We start from the raw sequence: 17,590 nt of genomic DNA, 5'->3' as shown, positions 1-17,590 counted from the left end.
AGCCACGGGGTTGATGCCAAGGCTACCAGACCTCATTCTTGTTGGAAGCCTTGCCAGAAGAGAAACATCGTTTTCGTGTGCTACTCTTCAGCTGGAATCCCGTACTAGTTTCCAGACCTGACTCCAAGCTTCCGGATTTTATGAAACAAGTAGCTGCTGGTGTGTACCAGCTCACCATTCAACGATTTGTAAACCTTTACTTTGTGGAAACCAGTACCCCCGGCGAGTGGGTACTAGTAGATACCGGCCTGCCAGGTTCGGAAAAGGCCATTGTGGCGGCGGCCGATGCGCAGTTCCCCGCAGGCAGCCACCCCAAAGCCATCATCCTGACCCACGGCCACATGGACCACTCCGGCTCGGCTTTGGCGCTGGCCGAACAATGGAAAGTACCCGTGTTTGCCCACCCGCTGGAGCTACCATTCCTAACGGCGCGGGCCGTGTACCCACCCGCCGACCCAACCGTGGAGAACGGCGGCTCATTAGCATTTATCGCCCGGTTCTTCCCGCCGCAGTCGTTTCAGCTTGGCAGCGTCGTGCAAGCTCTTCCCGCCGATTACGACACCGTGCCTTTTCTGCCTGATTGGCGCTGGCACCACGTACCGGGTCATGCACCGGGCCAAGTAGCGTTGTTCCGGGAGCAAGACGCCACGCTACTCGGCGCCGACGCTTTTGCCACGGCCAACCACGAGTCGGTGCCCGCGCTGCTGCTGCAACGACCGCAGGTAAGCGTAGCAGGGGCACCCTTCAACTACAATTGGCAGCAGGTGCGCGAGTCGGTGCAGAAGCTGGCGGGGTTGCGCCCAGTGGCAATTGGCTGTGGGCACGGCCCGGTTATACAAGGCGCAGAAGCCACCGATGGCCTCCAACAATTGGCTAACTTTTTTCCCATGCCCGCCCACGGCCGCTACGTCAACGACCCTGCCCGCCTCGATGAGAACGGCGTGGCCTACCTGCCCATTGCCCCCGACGACCCTTTCCCCAAACGCGTTACCCTAGCCCTTACAGGTGTCGGCTTACTGGCAGGCGCGGCACTGCTACTCGTTCTTCAGCGCCAACGGCGTCGCAAGCAACAAACCTTCCCCACCACCGACTACGTATCGTCGCGGCGATTTGCAGCCGGTACCAGCCTATATTCTGCTTAGCTAGCAACTGGCCGAATGCCTCAACCCAACCAACAGGGCTTGTAAGAACATGGCAGTGGTGATACCGCCAAGGCAGAAAATTCTTTAACCGCCCGCGCAGCCTCAGGTCCTGTAGCTCAGGAGTTGAGGCTGTTTTGCTTTTTGCAACTGCGGAACACTTGCTTGTTGGGATACCCTTGCCTGCTTCTGCGGCAGACGATGAAATAACCGCCACTCCATGGGCGCTGCACTCTTTCCGGGCCGAGAAACCGAGCGGCAGTGTTACATTTCGGGATGATTCGTTTTCTCTTTTTTCTTGCTTGCCTGCTGTTTGGAGCTTCGTCGGCTACGCTGGCGCAACGAGCCGCCGCGCCGGTGCCCACGCTTCAGCCGTCGTTTTTCACCACCTATACGTACCTCACCTACGCTATTCTGGATAAAGCCAGCGGGCCCACTCCTATGGCCGCCAAAGGCGTAGGCGGCACGCTCACCCTCGGCCCCGATGGCACCTACCAAAAGCACCTGCAACTAGCCAATGCCGGTACCGTCATGAGTTTCGATCAGACGGGCCGGTTCACTTTCTCCGGCGACCAGATCAGCTTCTCCTACACCGACAAGAAAGGCCAGTCCCGCACCGATCAAGGCTCGTTCCGCTTGCGCAACAACTTGCTTACGCTAACTATTCAGGGCTTTCCGGCCGGCAACTACAGCACGTACACGCTTCGGGCCTACTAGCCGTTGCGCCCGAAACCGTGGCACGTTGAACTGCCTCTCGCGGTAATAGCAATTGCGCCCCGCTGGCCTTTCCATTAACTTGCGCGCCTGTTTCCAACCACTCCTGCCAACAAAAACTCACTCATTCACTTATTTACTTTTCACTTCATAGATGGGACGCGCATTTGAATTTCGTAAAGGCCGCAAAATGAAGCGCTGGGACCGGATGTCTAAAGACTTCACCCGTATCGGCCGGGAAATTGTGATGGCCGTAAAGGAAAACGGCGCCAACCCCGACACCAACTCCCGTTTGCGCACGGCCATGCAGAACGCCAAAGGCGTGAACATGCCCAAAGACCGGGTGGAAGCCGCCATCAAGCGCGCTAGCAGCAAAGAAGAAAAGGATTACCAGGAAGTGGTGTACGAAGGCTACGCGCCCCACGGCGTGGCCGTTGTTATTGAAACCGCCACCGACAACCCTACCCGCACCGTGGCCAATGTGCGCATGTATTTCAACCGCGGCAACGGCGCCCTTGGCACCGCCGGCTCCAGCGACTATACCTTCACCCGCAAAGGCGTATTTCGCCTCGCCGCCGAAGGCCTCGGCCTCGACGAGTTGGAGCTAGAGCTGATTGACGCCGGCGCCGAAGACGTGTACGCCGACCAGGAAGAAGACGAGCACGGCACCGTGAAAGACTTTATCGTGGTGGAAACCACCTTCCAGGATTTCGGCCAGATGCAAAAGGCTCTCGAAGAAAAAGGCCTTGCCATCGTATCAGCCCAGCTCCAGCGCGTACCCAACACCACCGTCCACCTCGAAGGCGACCAGCTAGAGGAAGTCATGAACCTCATCGAAAAGTTCGAAGAGGACGACGACGTGCAGGCCGTGTACCACACACTAGGCTAGGTTGTTGTTCCGACGCAGGAGGAATCTGAGTTAAAGTCGGTGGAGGCTTCACCCAGATTCCTCCTGCGTCGGAACAACAATCCATTATACCAAACGCGGGCTGCTCTCTGGAGAGCAGCCCGCGTTTGGTTTTGGCTGTGGCTGGATTATCAGTACGTTTAGACACTGCACTCGACTACTGTTGCCATGTCAATCCAAAAACTACTCTGTTCTGCCCTGCTGCTCACTGCCGCCTGCACCACTCAATCCAAACAAGAAACGGCCGCTTCGCCGGCGCCCACCTATTTCCAGCGCACCGAAACGGGTGTGCAGGACGGGGGCGTGCAAATTGTTCCGATTACCACGCCCAAAGGCAAGTTCAACGTTTGGACCAAGCGCTTCGGCAACAACCCCAAGATGAAGGTGCTGCTGCTCAACGGCGGCCCCGGCGCCACGCACGAGTATTTCGAGTGCATGGAGAACTTCCTGCCGGCCGAGGGCATCGAGTTCATCTACTACGACCAGCTCGGTTGCGGCAACTCCGACAACCCCAAGGACACGGCCATGTGGAGTTTGCCGCGCTACGTGGAGGAAGTCGAGCAGGTACGCAAAGCCCTGAACCTAACCAACGACAACTTCTACTTGCTCGGGCACTCTTGGGGCGGCATCCTGGCCGCGGAGTACGCCTTCAAGTACCAGCAGAACCTGAAAGGGCTTGTCATTTCCAACATGATGATGAGCTGCCCCGAGTACGGCAAGTACGCGCAACAGGTGCTGGCCAAGCAAATGAAGCCCGAAGTGCTAGCCGAAATCCGGCAGATTGAAGCCCGCAAAGACTTCCAAAACCCGCGCTACATGGAACTGCTACTGCCCAACTTCTACGCCGAGCACATCTGCCGCCTCCCGCTTGCGCAGTGGCCCGAACCCGTCAACCGCTCTTTCGCCAAGATGAACCAGTCGCTCTACGTGACCATGCAGGGCCCGAGCGAGTTCGGTATTGCCGGCAAGCTCACCACCTGGGACCGAACCAAAGACCTACCCAAGCTTAGTGTGCCGGTCCTCTCCATCGGCGGCCAGTACGATACCATGGACCCCGAACACATGCGCCGCATTGCCACCCAAGTGCAGAACGGCACGGCCCTGATATGCCCTAACGGCAGCCACATGAGCTTCTACGACGACCAGCAGACTTACATGAGCGGGCTCACTAAGTTTATTCTGGGCGTAAACAAAGGCGAGAAGAAGGTGGCGCTATAGAGAAGAGCAACTGCCATTCCAGGCAGAACTTTGTGGCTGTCCAGCTTCAAGGCCTTATTCGCTTCTCCATCACAACGGCTCGGTTTGCTAGCTTAACATGGGCTAGTGGGCCGAGCCGTTGTGATGGAGGGAAGGGCCAATTTGCCCGGAGACAAAGGCAGCAAGAACAGGGTATTTATAAACTTGAGCGCCGTTTTTGCAACAATATTTATTAGTTTTGAACAACACTGTTTCATTTCAAACACACGCTCTACTGTTAAGAACTGGAGGATTTTCTGTTCAAACAAAAATCGGGAGCAGTACCACAAGGCGTCTCGATGGCCAGCAGTACAACGGCAAGCAGCGTTGTATAGGACTTCTGCGGAGCGCAAAGAACAGCATCTGCTGCTCTAACTCAAGAAGCTACTGTTACTAGTAGGCGTCAACTTCCTGAATCCTGATTTTTCTTGAAGGAAATAAGGTGCGGCAATCGATGAATTGCCGTAGGCATTTCCAGATCTGATAGCGCAACGCAGCATGAAATACAACTACTTTTTCTCGGTTTCATTGAAGAGGACTTCGGCCGAAGTGCGCTTAAACGCATCCCTCGCAGCCACTTCCCAGCTTCCTCGTCGGCTATTTGCTGCCAAGCGGCCCCTAGCTGGGGCACTGCGCAGTCTGCTACTAGGCCTGCTTCCGGCAGGTACGATGATGGCCCAGGCCCCGACTGTTGCGACCCTCTCGCCGCCGCGCAATGCTATAACCGCCGCCCGCTCCACGCCCGTGGCGGTTACCTTCTCGGAAAGCATCAGCGCGGCAACGGCCAATAACTTTAGCGTGTATTCGGCGCGAGCCGAGGGCAAGAAGGCAGGTAGCTACAACGCCAATGGAGGCACGGTTACCTTTACCCCCACAACGGCCTTCCAGCCCGGCGAAACCGTATTTGCGACCATTCCGGCCACGTTGCTAAGCACAACTGGTGTTGCGGCCAGCAAGCACGTTTATCAGTTCACTACCGCTGTTGGCGGCGCCGGCCGGGGCACATTTGGCGGCGGTCGGGAGGTGAGCGTAAACGGCAACCCCAGGAGTATGGCGGTGGGCGACATAGATGGGGATGGCGACCTAGATATAATGACGGCCAGAGATTTTGGGGGCTCGGTGGGCATACGTCTCAACGACGGCAGCGGCATCTTCAGCGGCAACCAGAACGTGAGCGTGGGCACGGCTCCTTTCAGTATAACCTTGGGCGACGTGGACGGCGACGGGGACTTGGACTTGCTTTCTGCAAATGCTAGTAGTCCTCCGGCTGGCCTAACCAACACCGTAAGCGTACGGCTTAATAACGGCAGTGGTGCTTTTGGTGGCAACCAGAACGTGAATGTGGGAGATACACCTTCCAGCGTGGTGACAAGTGACGTAGATGGCGACGGGGACCTGGATTTACTTTGCGCCAACGCAGGCAGCAACACGGTGAGCGTCCGCCTCAACAACGGTACCGGTACGTTCAGCGGCAGCCAGAACGTGAGCGTGGGCAATCAGCCCCAGGTGGTGGCCGTGGGCGACGTGGACAATGACGGGGACGTGGACCTGCTCGCCACCAACAACGCCAGCAGTTCGGTAAGCGTGCGCCTGAACGGCGGCGATGCTACGGGTTCCAACACCGGGCTGTTCAGCGGCGGCCAGAACGTAGCCGTGAGTGTCCGCCCTCAAGGATTGGCAGTGGGCGATATGGACGCCGATGGCGACCTGGACCTGCTCGCGGCCAGCATCGACAACGACGTAGTGAGTGTCCGCCTCAATAGTGGCACCGGCACCTTCAGTGGTAACCAGGAGGTGAGTGTGGGCGATGTTCCATTGAGCGCAGCCGTGGGCGATGTGGACGCCGACGGTGACTTAGACTTGCTTACATCTAACAATGACCCCACCGGCGGCACGGTAAGCGTCCGCCTCAACAATGGCGCCGGCATCTTCAGTGGCAACCAGAATATAGCAGTAGGCCGAAACCCACTCAGTGTGACGTTAGGCGACGTAGACGCGGACGGCGACTTGGATATGCTCGCTGCTAATTACCTCTTTAATTCTGTGAGCGTGCGCCTCAACCAAGACCAGGTACAAACGCCCACCATTACCAGCCTGAGTTCGGCCGCCGAACTGGCGGGAATGCCCGTAACTATCACGGGCACCAACTTCACTAGCAACAGCAGCGTCAGCTTTGGTGGTGTGCCCGCTAGCGGCGTAACGCTTACCTCTCCTACCTCCCTTACGGCCATAGTACCGGCTAACGCAGCAGTGGGCAATAGCCCGGTGGTGGTAACCAATTCGCCTGCTAGCAGCACCAGCTCAGCCTTTGAGGTGCTGAAAGTGTACGACGGCACGACCCGTTGCCTTGCTACCGAACCTTACAATGCCATCGGCGACGGAAAGTGGCACTACTTACTGACTGCCGACCGGGAGGTAGTGGCCGCTCTGCAAGACACGCCGGGCAACAGCTTAGGCCGCGTTACGGTCGAATTCCAGGCAGTCAACACGGCTACGCCGGTGCGCCAGGACGGGCGAGGCCACTATTACCTCGACCGCAACTTTGCTGTGAAGGCCACGAACGGCAACTTTCGGGACAGTACCATGAATGTGCGCTTCTATTGCTTGAACAGTGAGTTGACTCGGCTTCAGGCCGTTGACCCCACCGTGACCTATACCAACCTCAGAACCACGCAATACAGCGGCATCAATGAAGACTGTGAGCTTTCTAACAATGACTTCATCAACGGCGAGTTTCGAGTGCTAACGGCCCCGGCCAGTACTCCCCGGGCTGGCGTGCCTTGGTTTGTGGCAGAAGTGGAAGTAGCCGACCACTTTTCAGAGTTCTTTCTTACCAGCAGTGCCGTGCCGCTGCCGGTGGAGCTAACCAGCTTCACGGCCGCGCACCGCCGCGCATCGGTGCAGCTACGCTGGCGCACGGCTTCGGAGTTGAACAGCAACCGCTTCGAGGTGGAACGCAGCCGCGACGGCCGCACCTTCCAGTCGATTGGTCAGGTAGCCGCCCAGGGTACCAGCACCCGTCCCACCGATTACACTTTCGATGATGCGCAGTATCCAGCCGATGTTGCCTTGCTCTACTACCGTCTGCGGCAAGTCGACGAAGATGGTACGGCCACCTACTCGCCGGTGCGGACGGTGGCCCTGGGCGAGGTCGCCCGCACGCTGCGCGTATTTCCCAATCCAGCCCACAACCAGCTCACCGTGGCCGGAGTGGCGCCAGGAGCCGTGGTCGAGGTGTTTGACGCTACGGGGCGCCGCGTGGTGCACATTACCGCCGATGCTTCGGGCACCAAGGAACTGCGTTTGCCCGATGGACTGCCGGCCGGCGTGTACATAGTGCGCAGTGGCGCCCAATCGAGCCGCCTAGCCGTGGAGTAACACAACCCAAGCCGAGTGCGGTTGCTTGTTCGGCAGTACGGGGAGGCTGGGCATTAAATAAGTGCTGCCCCGCCTCCCCGCTTCCGTTGTACCTTTACGGCCCGCCAACGTTAAATGCGTTGGCGGGCCTTTTTCAATTGGTTCCTCAACCGCAACCAGTGCGGTTCTTGGGTTGAAGCACCGGTTGGCAGAGGCTGTAGCGCGAAGCTTTTGCTTCGCGTATCGGGCAACGTCGTCGTTGAAGCGGGGCGACGTCAACCGTGCAGCGAAACGCGAAGCTCAGGCTTCGCGCTATAGCCTAAAAACCGCTCCAACAACCAAGCATTCAGCACTATGACCACCCGGCTCAATAAGTACATCAGTGAAAGCGGCTTCTGCTCCCGGCGGGAAGCCGACAAATTTATCGAGCAAGGCAACGTGTTCGTGAACGGCAAGCGGGCCAAGATTGGCGTGCAGGTCGGCAGCAAAGACCGGGTGGTGGTGAACGGGCATGCCATTGAGCCGCGGGCCGAAGAAGATGCCGTATACATTGCCTTCAACAAGCCGCCGGGCATCACGAGCACCACCGAGCGGGGTGTGAAGGGCAATATTATCGACTACATCAAGCACAGTGTGCGCATTTTCCCCATCGGCCGGCTCGATAAAGAGTCGCAGGGGCTGATTCTGCTGACCAGCAACGGCGACATCGTCAACAAGATTCTGCGGGCCGGCAACAAGCACGAGAAGGAATACATTGTGATGGTCGACAAGCCCATCACCGACCAGTTCATCGAGGCCATGGCCAATGGCGTGTCGATTTTGGGCGTGATGACGCAAAAGTGCGAGGTGAAAAAGGAAACCAACTACATCTTTCGCATCACCCTAATTCAGGGCATGAACCGCCAAATCCGGCGTATGTGCGAGGCGTTTGGCTACGAGGTAGTGCAGCTAGAGCGGATCAGGGTGATGAACATCACGCTCAAAGGCATCGGGGTAGGCGACTGGCGCGAGCTGACGGAAAAAGAGCTGGCCGAGATTTTCGAGATGACCGAAAACTCTATTGGGACGCGCGAAGGCTCTTTGCCGCGGCGGCATGCCAAGCCCGAAGTTCCCGTCTGGACCGAGCGGCCTCCGCGCAAAGTCACGCTGCACAGCGAAAAGCCCCCGCGCAAAACCGCCGCCTCTGGTAGACTAGCCCAAGCAGACCAACTCTCCGCCACCGACAAGCCCGCTCGCAAGGCCGGCCGGCCAGTTGGTGGCGGGGCCAGCGCCAGCCGCCCGGGCAGCTTCTTTCAGAAAGGCAGTGCCCCCAAACGCACCACCAACCGCACGCCCAAAGGCAACTCCGGCACCCGCGGCAGCAGCCGTAATGCCCGGCCCAAGCGCTGATACTGATTTACTTGTTTTCAAGTTTCTGCTCTATTCATCACCTGACTAGCTTTTATGCTTATGCCTACCGCCCGAGAGTTAATGCTGGCTGGCGAACTGTACCAGGCCAACGACCCGGAGCTGGTAGCGGCGCGGCTACGGGCCAAAACCTTGTGTTACCGCTACAACCAGGAACCCGTGCAGCTCAACAAGCAGGTGCTGGCCGAACTGCTGGGCTATGAAACCGACGCGTACATAGAAGCGCCGCTACGGTGTGACTACGGCAGCAATATCCACTTGGGCCAGAATTTCTACGCCAACTACAACCTTACCATCCTCGACTGCGCCCCCGTGCGCATCGGCGACAACGTGTTCATTGCGCCCAACGTGCTATTGACTACGGCCGGCCACCCCGTGGAAGTGGGGCCGCGCGTGGCCGGCTGGGAATTTGCTCGCCCCATTACTATCGGCAACAATGTGTGGCTGGGGGCGGGCGTGCTGGTTATGCCCGGCATCAGCATTGGGGCGGGCACTACTATTGGGGCCGGCAGCGTGGTCACGCGCGATATTCCGGCCAATGTGGTGGCCGTGGGCAACCCGTGCCGGGTGCTGCGCGAGTTGCCCGCTTAGCAGCGTTTAGCTAGCCAGTAAAGCTTCATATAAACTTATTGCTATGTTTGGGGGCGACAGACCGCAGTTTTGCCGGCTGGCGGCAATTTCGCTTATTCTTACACAGCCTGTTTTATGAATCAGAAGCCTTCCAACGCCTTTGTTGCCGCTTCCTGGATTGCCCTAGTGGTCGGCATGACCGCCTACATGGTGGGTTTGTGGAACGCTACCATGCTCCTCAACGAGAAAGGGTATTACTTCACGATTCTGCTGTTTGGTTTGTTTGCGGCGGTTTCGCTGCAAAAGAGCGTCCGCGACCAGCTGGAAAATATTCCTGTCACCAACATCTACTATGGTCTTTGCTGGTTTGCGACGCTGGCAGCCATTCTGCTGCTGGCCGTAGGCCTCTGGAATGCTACGCTGGCGCTGAGTGAAAAAGGCTTTTATGCTATGTCGTTTATGCTGGCCTTGTTTGGTGCCATTGCCGTGCAGAAAAACACGCGCGACAGTCGTAGCGCTTCGTAGTACCCTGCTCGGCGTATTTTCTTGCGCTATCCTTTCTCCTCGACTTCGCTTAGCATGGCCTACGGGCGGCAGTTGTTAGCACTGTGTTAAACCTATTGATAACCAGGACTTTATAATCCCAATTACCACCGCAAAGCCTAACTCTTCAACCCAACAGCTTCCCGCAAATTTATGCGGGAAGCCTTGCCTCAATGGCGCCGCTACAGGTAATGCCACAACTAAATCCCGACCTTACGCGGGGGCCACTGAGTAAGGTGCCGCAGGTAGATACTGCGTCAGATCAAAGGCTTGCTGCATTGCCGAAACCACTTCTCCTGTATCTTGCGGACCGCTGTGCAATTTCGACGCTGGCGGGCCGCTTGTCTTGCCAGGTTGGCAGCCGTCGAACCCAACCTTTTCCCACACATGATTCGCATTGACTGGACTCTCGAAGAAGTAACTGCTATCTATAACCAGCCCGTGCTGGAACTCGTGACGCAAGCGGCGGCCATTCATGCGCAGACGCAAGCCACCGGCGAGGTACAAGTGTGTACGCTATTGAGCGTGAAAACCGGCGGCTGCCCCGAGGACTGCGCTTACTGCCCCCAAGCGGCCCGTTACCACACCGGCGTGCAAGCCCACAAACTGCTCCCCGACGCCGAGGTACTGGCCTCAGCCCAGCGCGCCAAAGACTCGGGCAGCACCCGCTTCTGCATGGGCGCCGCTTGGCGCGAAATCCGCGACAACCGAGACTTCGACCGGGTACTCGGTATGGTGGAGCAAGTGAACGGCCTCGGCTTGGAAGTGTGCTGCACCCTGGGCATGCTCAACGAATACCAAGCCGAGCGCCTCAAGCAAGCCGGCCTTTATGCCTACAACCACAACCTCGACACCAGCGCCGAGCACTACTCGGAAATCATAACCACCCGCACTTACGACGACCGGCTGAACACGCTCGAACACGTGCGCAAAGCCGGTATTTCGGTGTGCTCGGGCGGCATCATCGGCCTCGGCGAAACCGACGAAGACCGTATTGCCATGCTGCACACCTTGGCTACGCTACCGGCTCACCCCGAGTCGGTGCCGGTGAATGCGCTGGTGCCCGTGGCCGGTACGCCCCTCGCCGACCAACCCCGCGTGAGCGTGTGGGAAATGCTGCGCATGATAGCCACGGCCCGCATTCTGATGCCTAACACCATGGTGCGCCTCTCGGCTGGCCGCCAGGAAATGCCCGTTACCGAGCAAGCCTTGTGCTTCCTGGCCGGTGCTAACTCCATCTTCAGCGGCGAAAAGCTCCTCACTACCCCCAACCCCGACTTCGATGCCGACAAGCAGATGTTTGCCCTGCTCGGCTTGAAGCCCCGTAAATCGTTCAAGGACGTGCCAGAAGGTGCCGTGGTATTGAGCAAGGAAATTCCGGTGGGCGCGTAGTCAAACTTCACCCAGTCAGTATTGCTCCTTCGGTTAAGTTTTCTTGAGCCGAAGGAGCTTTTTTATTCTAGATTAATCCTAAACTCCCTGTGAGTAAAGCGTATGTTTGGTTGCTGCTTCTCGGAATAACTCCGCTTTGTAGTGTAGCACAAACCACCGGCGCCATGTTTGCATTGCGCCGGCTTGATTCCGTGTATGCAGTGCATGGGGTTGCGTTCGGCACTCCGGAAGAAAAGGTTCTGGGTTTAAGGCCGCAGTTTTCGGGCATGGGCAAACGATGGAGTACAACCCGTATCTACGGCCTACTACCAGCAGGTGACACAGTGATGTTAGCTCATCAAAAGGTGCGGCCTGAATTCTGGTTCCGGGGTGGCCAGTTTATCGGGGTAACTTACCAACTGAAAAAGGAACAGAAATCTCGCCTTATCCTGCAGGAGCTTACCCGCCGCTACGGCCCGCCCAGACCCAGCAATGTGGAAGGCGCCCTGTATTGGATAGGTAGACGCACGTACATCCTCTATGAAGATGCCTTGCCTGATGTTGCCCTTCACATTGCTAGCTTAAGCATGCTTAATGAGCAAGTAATAGAAACCTCCGTCCGGCAGGAAGCACGAAATTCGTTAGGATGGCAGCCAGATTCATTGGGCCTGCCTCGACAATTCCCATTGCCTGACGAAAGGAAGAAAAAATAATGCCCTCACTCTCTCCTCTCCATCAGCGCCTTGCCCAACAGCTTGCCCAACGCGAAACAACTGGTACGCGCCGCAGGCTCACGCAAGTAGCGGCCGGGTTGGTGGATTTCAGCTCCAACGACTACCTCGGTCTGAGTTGCCACCCGGCAGTGCGGACAGCCTTACAGCAGGCCACAGCAGAGCCAGCAGGTAGCACTGGCTCTCGGCTGCTCACTGGCAACTCAGCTGCGGCCGAATCATTAGAAACCCACTTAGCGCAATTTCACCGAGTTGAAGCGGCATTGCTCTTCAACTCCGGTTACGCGGCCAACATGGGCTTCTTCTCCGCCGTGCCCCGCCGCGGCGACACCATCCTCTACGACGAGGCCTCGCATGCCTCCGTGAAAGATGGTATCCGAAGTAGTTTCGCCACCGCGTGGAGCTTCCGCCACAACGATTTAGCGGATTTAGAGCGGCGCCTAGCCCGCGCTACCGGTGCCGTATTCGTTGCCGTGGAAGCGTTATATTCCATGGATGGCGACATGGCGCCGCTTCCGGAGCTAGCGACTTTTTGCCGGGAACGAGGTTTGTACTTAGTAGTGGATGAGGCGCACAGCAACGGTATCTACGGACTATGCGGCGAAGGATTGGTGGCGGCGCTGGGTTTGGAGGTGGATACGTTTGCCCGCATCCTCACCTTTGGCAAAGCCTTGGGCAGCCAGGGAGCCGCAGTAGCTGGCTCCGCAGTATTGCGTGACTATCTGCTAAACTTCAGCCGCCCTTTCATTTACACCACGGCCCTGCCCCCGCTCACCGTAGCCGGCTTAGCGGCAGCTTACCACGTATTGCCCGATCTAACACTGGAGCGGGAGCAGCTATTCGAGCTTTCCGCGTATTTGAAACGTACACTTAATGCCGTGTCCGGCCTGCGCGTGCCATTGGAAAGTCACATCATCCACCCGGTTTTCTTCCCTAATAATCCTGGCCCTGAAGCGGTTCGCCGCATAGCCGCCGCCGCTCAGCAAGCTGGCTTCGACGTGCGGGCCATTGTCTCACCCACGGTGCCGGTGGGCACGGAGCGGCTGCGGCTCATTGTGCACAGCTACAACACCAAAGAGGAAGTCAACGGATTGGCGGCGGTGTTGGGCAGGCAGTAGTGAATGGCAAGTACTTGAAACAGGCTCGCACGGCTTGACGATATAGGTGTTCCATTCATTGTCATGTGATGCAGATGAATTTGCTATCTTACTCTTACCAGCCAAAGCTTTCGAGAAGCATACCTTCGCCTCCTTCCAAAAAATAAGCTTATGCTGCTAATGGCTATTTCTTTTAATTATTCCACTGTTAGCAACACCTGTTCGTTTGTAGAAATTTTCTAATTAATCCGCTTCCAATAAAAAATGTCAAATAGCAGCAACTTGCATTCATCTAATTCCTCTCTGGCTTAAGGCTGTGTTGTATGAATAAGGTCCAACAGCTCGTTCAAGACGTGTCGGCTGCCCGTACATTGTTTTTGGGCGCGCTAAACGATGTTGAGGATACAAAGGCCCGTTGGAAACCAGACCCGGAAGTATGGAATGTAATTGAAATTACCGAACACCTTTTTTGGGCCGAACAAGGAGGAATATTCGGCATGTGGAAAACCATTCATGCAATCAGAGAGGGCACTATAGAACGGAATTATGAATCAGTTCATAAGAATTTGCCCATCCAAAAAATAATAGATAGCACATGGCAACCTAAAGAGAAAGTACCTGCTATTGCCGCACCCCGGCTGGGTGGAACTTTGTCTTTCTGGAAAGCTTCACTGGCCAGCCTGCAAGAGGTACTTACTACATTTGGTGAGGATTTAAAAGAAAATGAATTGCGCCTGCAAGCACACCCCCACCCAATTTCGGGTGCTTTAGATTTTCAGCAGCGCATTGAATTCTTGAAGTTTCATATCGACAGGCACGCGGTGCAAGTGGCACAACTACTTAAAACTTTTACATAATTATTTATTTAAGAGCATTTATTTAACTAGCTGAAACATAAAGCTGCTTTCAACAAAAATCTTAACAAAAGCGGACAAGATAATTCAGCCTCAGCGGTAAATTAATACCGTACAGTGGTTTGAGGTGGATGAATGACTATTAAACTTTTCAAACAATATTATCTATATAAATATTGAGCAGACGCAGCACGAAATACTCTGTTTTCGTCAAACCTTAAACGTTAGCCGCTCTAATCTTTAAGAGAAACTCACGCATCTTTGCCGTTAAATAGACCTAGCCTCCGGCATAATTCGTTGGGGCATATTAGCTGATTCTCGTTTGGAAAAACTTTTCATCACCGGCATTGGCACTGACGTAGGCAAGACCCTTGTATCGTCTATCCTGACTGAGGCATTGCAGGCCGACTACTGGAAGCCGGTGCAAGCCGGACTGGAGCCTACCACCGATGCGGCTACCGTGCGCAGCCTAGTGCAGAACCCAGTGAGTAAGTTCTGGCCCGAGCGGCACCGTCTACAAATGCCGGCTTCGCCCCACGCCGCTGCCGCTGCTGAAGGCCTGGAGTTGCGGGCCATTGATTTCCAGCTACCGGCCACCGACAACCATTTGATTGTGGAGGGCGCGGGCGGGCTGCTGGTACCACTGGCGCCGGGCTTGCTGATAGCCGATCTGGCGCAGCAATTTCAGCTCGATGTAGTGGTGGTTTCGCGGCACTACTTGGGCAGCATCAACCATACCCTGCTCACGCTGGAAGCCTTGCAGGCACGCGGGTTGCGGGTACGGGGCCTTGTATTCAATGGTGACCCAACCCCGGCGACCGAAGATTTCATCAGTCAACACACCAACGTTCCGTTGATGCCACGGCTGCGGCCGGAAACGAAAGTTTCAGCCACGGTGGTGAGCGGGTACGCGGCCACCTTCCGGGCGTGGTTCGGGTTGTAATCTGGTAGTGTTGGGGCTTGATGCGGCGTGGCAATACGGCGGAGCTGTTACCTTTGCCGGCCCATTTTGTTGTTGCTTTATGCCTACTCTTGCCCAACGAGACCACGCCGTATTGTGGCACCCTTACACCCAGATGCAAACCGCGCCGTTGCCAGTGCCCATTGTGCGCGGCGAAGGCTCCTGGCTGATTGCGGAAGACGGCACCCGCTACCTGGACGGCATTTCGTCGTGGTGGGTGAATTTGCACGGGCACGCGCACCCGCACATTGCGGCGCGGGTAAGTGCGCAGCTGCACACCTTGGAGCACGTACTGTTCGCCGGTTTCACGCACCCCACCGCCGTGGAACTAGCCGAGCAACTGCTGGAAATCCTGCCCGGCAATCAGGCCCGCGTGTTCTACTCCGATAACGGCTCCACGGCCGTGGAAGTGGCCCTCAAAATGGTGATGCAGTACTTCCACAACCAGGGCCAGCCCGAACGCCGCACCTTTATTTGCTTCCGCGACTCTTATCATGGCGACACGTTCGGGGCTATGTCGGTGAGCGGACGAGGCGCTTTTACGGCGCCGTTTGGGTCGTACTTGTTTGATGTGGAGTTTATTGATGTGCCAGTACCGGGCCGCGAAGCCGAGGTGCTGGCCCAGCTGGACGCCGTGGTGACTCGCTCTGACGTGGCCGGCTTTATCTTCGAGCCGCTGCTGCTGGGCACGGCGGGCATGGTCACGTATTCAGCGGCAGTGCTCGATGAACTAGTGCGCCGCTGCCACCGCCAAGGCGTGCTCTGCATTGCCGACGAAGTGATGACCGGCTTCGGTCGCACCGGGCCGCTGTTTGCCAGTGAGTTACTCACCGAGTTGCCCGACATCATGTGCTTTTCCAAAGGCCTGACGGGGGGCACTATGGCCATGGGCCTGACCACCTGCACCGCTACCATCTACGAGGCTTTTTTAAGTGAAGACCGGCTGAAAACCCTCTTCCACGGTCACTCCTACACCGCCAACCCCATAGCCGCCACGACGGCCCTAGCCAGTCTGGAACGCACCCGCGCCGCTGAGTGCGCCAGCCAACGGGCCCGCATTGCAGCCGCGCACGCCACTTTCCGGCAGGAAATAGAGGGGCAACCGGGCATTCGGGCGGTGCGGCACCTGGGCACCATGCTGGCCGTCGAGTACGACCCCGGCGAAAACACCAGCTACTTCAGCAACCTCCGCGACGCGCTGTATCAACTAGCGTTGAGCAACCACGTGGTCCTGCGGCCGCTTGGCAACGTGGTCTACTTGCTTCCCCCCTACTGCACTACCAACGAAGAGTTGGAGAAGCTCTATCAAGTATTGCGGCAAATGCGAGAGTTGGTACTTACGCTTACTTCTTCCGCCGCCCATGCCTAACGCAGAAGGCTTGATTGTTATCCGGGGTCGGGGCCGGGCCTGCGCACTCGGTACTGACTTGGCGGCCTATTTATCTCCTGGGGCCTCGCCTTTCCAAACACGAAGCGTAGGGTTGCACCAACTGCCCGTGGCCGCGTTGCCTACGGCCACCGAAGAAGCTGTAGCCGCGCTCCGCCGTGCCCACCCCGCCTACCGCCAGCTCGACCGAACGGTACTGCTGGCGCTGCTGGCCGCTCGCCAGGCGACAACTGAAGCTGGTTGGGTTGCTGAGGCGCACAAGGCTGCGGTCGGACAGTTGGATGCTTTTCAAGTTTCAGTAGCTAACAATGCGCTTACCGAAGCAGCCGTTAGCAGCAATACTGGAACCCTCAATCAACAAGCATCAATCACCAATCAGCAACCTGAAATAAGCGTGAGTATCGGTTCCAGCCGCGGGGCTACGGAGCGGTTAGAGCAGTTTCACCGCGCCTTTCTAACGGATGGAATGGTGCCCGTTGCTGCCTCGCCGCTGACTACGCTTGGGAATGTGGCGAGTTGGGTGGCGTTTGATGCGGGCAGTACCGGCGGCGCGGCGCTTAGCCATTCCAGCACGTGTAGCAGCGCGTTCCAGGCGCTCGGCAATGCCGTGGCGTGGCTGCGGGCGGGCATGGCTACCCGCTTCCTGGCCGGCGGCACCGAAGCGCCCCTCACCGATTTCACGCTCACCCAGATGCACACACTGGGCATCTATTCCACGTTTCCGGCTACCGAATGGCCCTGCCGACCGGGTGCCGGTCGGCCCTCCTCGTTTGTGTTAGGCGAAGGTGCGGCCGTATTCGCGCTGGAAAAGGTGGATGCTTCGATGCTGACTACTGAACTTCGGCAACTCTCTCAACCCGTATTCGTGTTGGAAGCCGTGGGATTTGGGTTTGAAGCTATTGCCAGCAAAACCGGTCTTTCACCCGATGGACAGCATTTTCAACAGGCTATTGGCCATGCCTTGCGCCAAGCGGGCCGCACTCCTATTGAGGTAGACGCCGTGGTGCTGCACAGCCCCGGCACCCCGGCTGGTGATGCTTCGGAACGGGCGGCTCTGCACGCAATTTTCGGGGAGGAACTGCCGCCGCTACTGTCCAACAAATGGCTGGTGGGGCACACGCTGGGAGCATCAGCCGCCCTGAGCTTGGATTTTGCCTTGCATGTCCTTGAAACGCAGCAGTGGCCATCAGTCCCGTTCGCTACTGATCTGGCGCCAGCCCCAATTCAACCTCTCCGGCGCATTCTGGTAAATGCGGCCGGTTTTGGGGGCAATGCGGCCAGCGTCCTGGTGTCGATGCTGTAGCGCAAAGCTGCTA

Annotated in this window: 15 protein-coding genes; all 15 read left to right on the top strand. The window is 57.3% G+C overall.

Annotated features, from left to right (window positions below):
• The first annotated feature begins 140 nt into the window (after window positions 1-140).
• The 15 genes from ACFE7X_RS14915 (at window position 141) to ACFE7X_RS14845 (ending at window position 17,577) form a co-directional block, all read left to right on the top strand.
• Window positions 141-1,142, top strand: a complete 1,002-nt coding sequence (locus ACFE7X_RS14915; protein ID WP_375436477.1) for an MBL fold metallo-hydrolase — start codon at window positions 141-143, stop codon at window positions 1,140-1,142.
• A 273-nt stretch (window positions 1,143-1,415) separates the two neighbouring features.
• On the top strand, window positions 1,416-1,856 hold the full coding sequence (locus ACFE7X_RS14910) for a hypothetical protein (RefSeq protein WP_375436476.1): 441 nt from the start codon (window positions 1,416-1,418) through the stop codon (window positions 1,854-1,856).
• Between the two features lie 151 nt (window positions 1,857-2,007).
• Window positions 2,008-2,742: a YebC/PmpR family DNA-binding transcriptional regulator gene (locus tag ACFE7X_RS14905; protein ID WP_375436475.1), complete on the top strand. Its 735-nt coding sequence runs from the start codon at window positions 2,008-2,010 to the stop codon at window positions 2,740-2,742.
• Between the two features lie 186 nt (window positions 2,743-2,928).
• Window positions 2,929-3,978 (top strand): proline iminopeptidase-family hydrolase, encoded by a 1,050-nt coding sequence (locus ACFE7X_RS14900; protein WP_375436474.1) that lies wholly within the window; start codon window positions 2,929-2,931, stop codon window positions 3,976-3,978.
• A 516-nt stretch (window positions 3,979-4,494) separates the two neighbouring features.
• Window positions 4,495-7,374 (top strand): FG-GAP-like repeat-containing protein, encoded by a 2,880-nt coding sequence (locus ACFE7X_RS14895; RefSeq protein ID WP_375436473.1) that lies wholly within the window; start codon window positions 4,495-4,497, stop codon window positions 7,372-7,374.
• A 333-nt stretch (window positions 7,375-7,707) separates the two neighbouring features.
• Window positions 7,708-8,742 (top strand): 23S rRNA pseudouridine(2604) synthase RluF, encoded by a 1,035-nt coding sequence (gene rluF / locus ACFE7X_RS14890; protein ID WP_375436472.1) that lies wholly within the window; start codon window positions 7,708-7,710, stop codon window positions 8,740-8,742.
• 60 nt (window positions 8,743-8,802) lie between these two features.
• Window positions 8,803-9,351, top strand: coding sequence for a sugar O-acetyltransferase (locus tag ACFE7X_RS14885; RefSeq protein WP_375436471.1), 549 nt, complete (start codon window positions 8,803-8,805; stop codon window positions 9,349-9,351).
• Between the two features lie 114 nt (window positions 9,352-9,465).
• Complete coding sequence (yiaA, locus tag ACFE7X_RS14880) at window positions 9,466-9,855, top strand: inner membrane protein YiaA (protein WP_375436470.1); 390 nt, start codon at window positions 9,466-9,468, stop codon at window positions 9,853-9,855.
• Between the two features lie 405 nt (window positions 9,856-10,260).
• Window positions 10,261-11,265 carry a biotin synthase BioB gene (gene bioB, locus ACFE7X_RS14875; protein ID WP_375436469.1) on the top strand — a complete coding sequence of 335 codons (1,005 nt, stop codon included), beginning with the start codon at window positions 10,261-10,263 and terminating at the stop codon, window positions 11,263-11,265.
• An 89-nt stretch (window positions 11,266-11,354) separates the two neighbouring features.
• A complete protein-coding gene (locus tag ACFE7X_RS14870; protein ID WP_375436468.1) occupies window positions 11,355-11,957 on the top strand; it encodes a hypothetical protein in 603 nt (200 codons plus the stop codon).
• Window positions 11,957-13,093: an aminotransferase class I/II-fold pyridoxal phosphate-dependent enzyme gene (locus ACFE7X_RS14865; protein ID WP_375436467.1), complete on the top strand. Its 1,137-nt coding sequence runs from the start codon at window positions 11,957-11,959 to the stop codon at window positions 13,091-13,093. The genes ACFE7X_RS14870 and ACFE7X_RS14865 overlap by 1 nt, the downstream gene beginning before the upstream one ends.
• Before the next feature lie 302 nt (window positions 13,094-13,395).
• Window positions 13,396-13,929, top strand: a complete 534-nt coding sequence (locus ACFE7X_RS14860; protein WP_375436466.1) for a DinB family protein — start codon at window positions 13,396-13,398, stop codon at window positions 13,927-13,929.
• Between the two features lie 319 nt (window positions 13,930-14,248).
• A complete protein-coding gene (bioD, locus tag ACFE7X_RS14855; protein ID WP_375436465.1) occupies window positions 14,249-14,869 on the top strand; it encodes a dethiobiotin synthase in 621 nt (206 codons plus the stop codon).
• Between the two features lie 79 nt (window positions 14,870-14,948).
• Window positions 14,949-16,256, top strand: coding sequence for an adenosylmethionine--8-amino-7-oxononanoate transaminase (bioA, locus tag ACFE7X_RS14850; RefSeq protein ID WP_375436464.1), 1,308 nt, complete (start codon window positions 14,949-14,951; stop codon window positions 16,254-16,256).
• The gene (locus ACFE7X_RS14845; RefSeq protein ID WP_375436463.1) at window positions 16,249-17,577 is read left to right on the top strand and encodes a beta-ketoacyl synthase N-terminal-like domain-containing protein; all 1,329 of its coding nucleotides are present in this window, start codon (window positions 16,249-16,251) and stop codon (window positions 17,575-17,577) included. Before bioA ends, ACFE7X_RS14845 begins: the two co-directional genes overlap by 8 nt.
• The last annotated feature ends 13 nt before the right edge of the window (window positions 17,578-17,590 follow it).

Origin of the sequence: uncultured Hymenobacter sp. (assembly GCF_964242765.1) — a bacterium.
Classification (GTDB): Bacteria; Bacteroidota; Bacteroidia; order Cytophagales; family Hymenobacteraceae; genus Hymenobacter.
The sequence above is the reverse complement of the archived record's forward strand: the minus strand, read 5'-3'. Positions and strand labels throughout refer to the sequence as shown.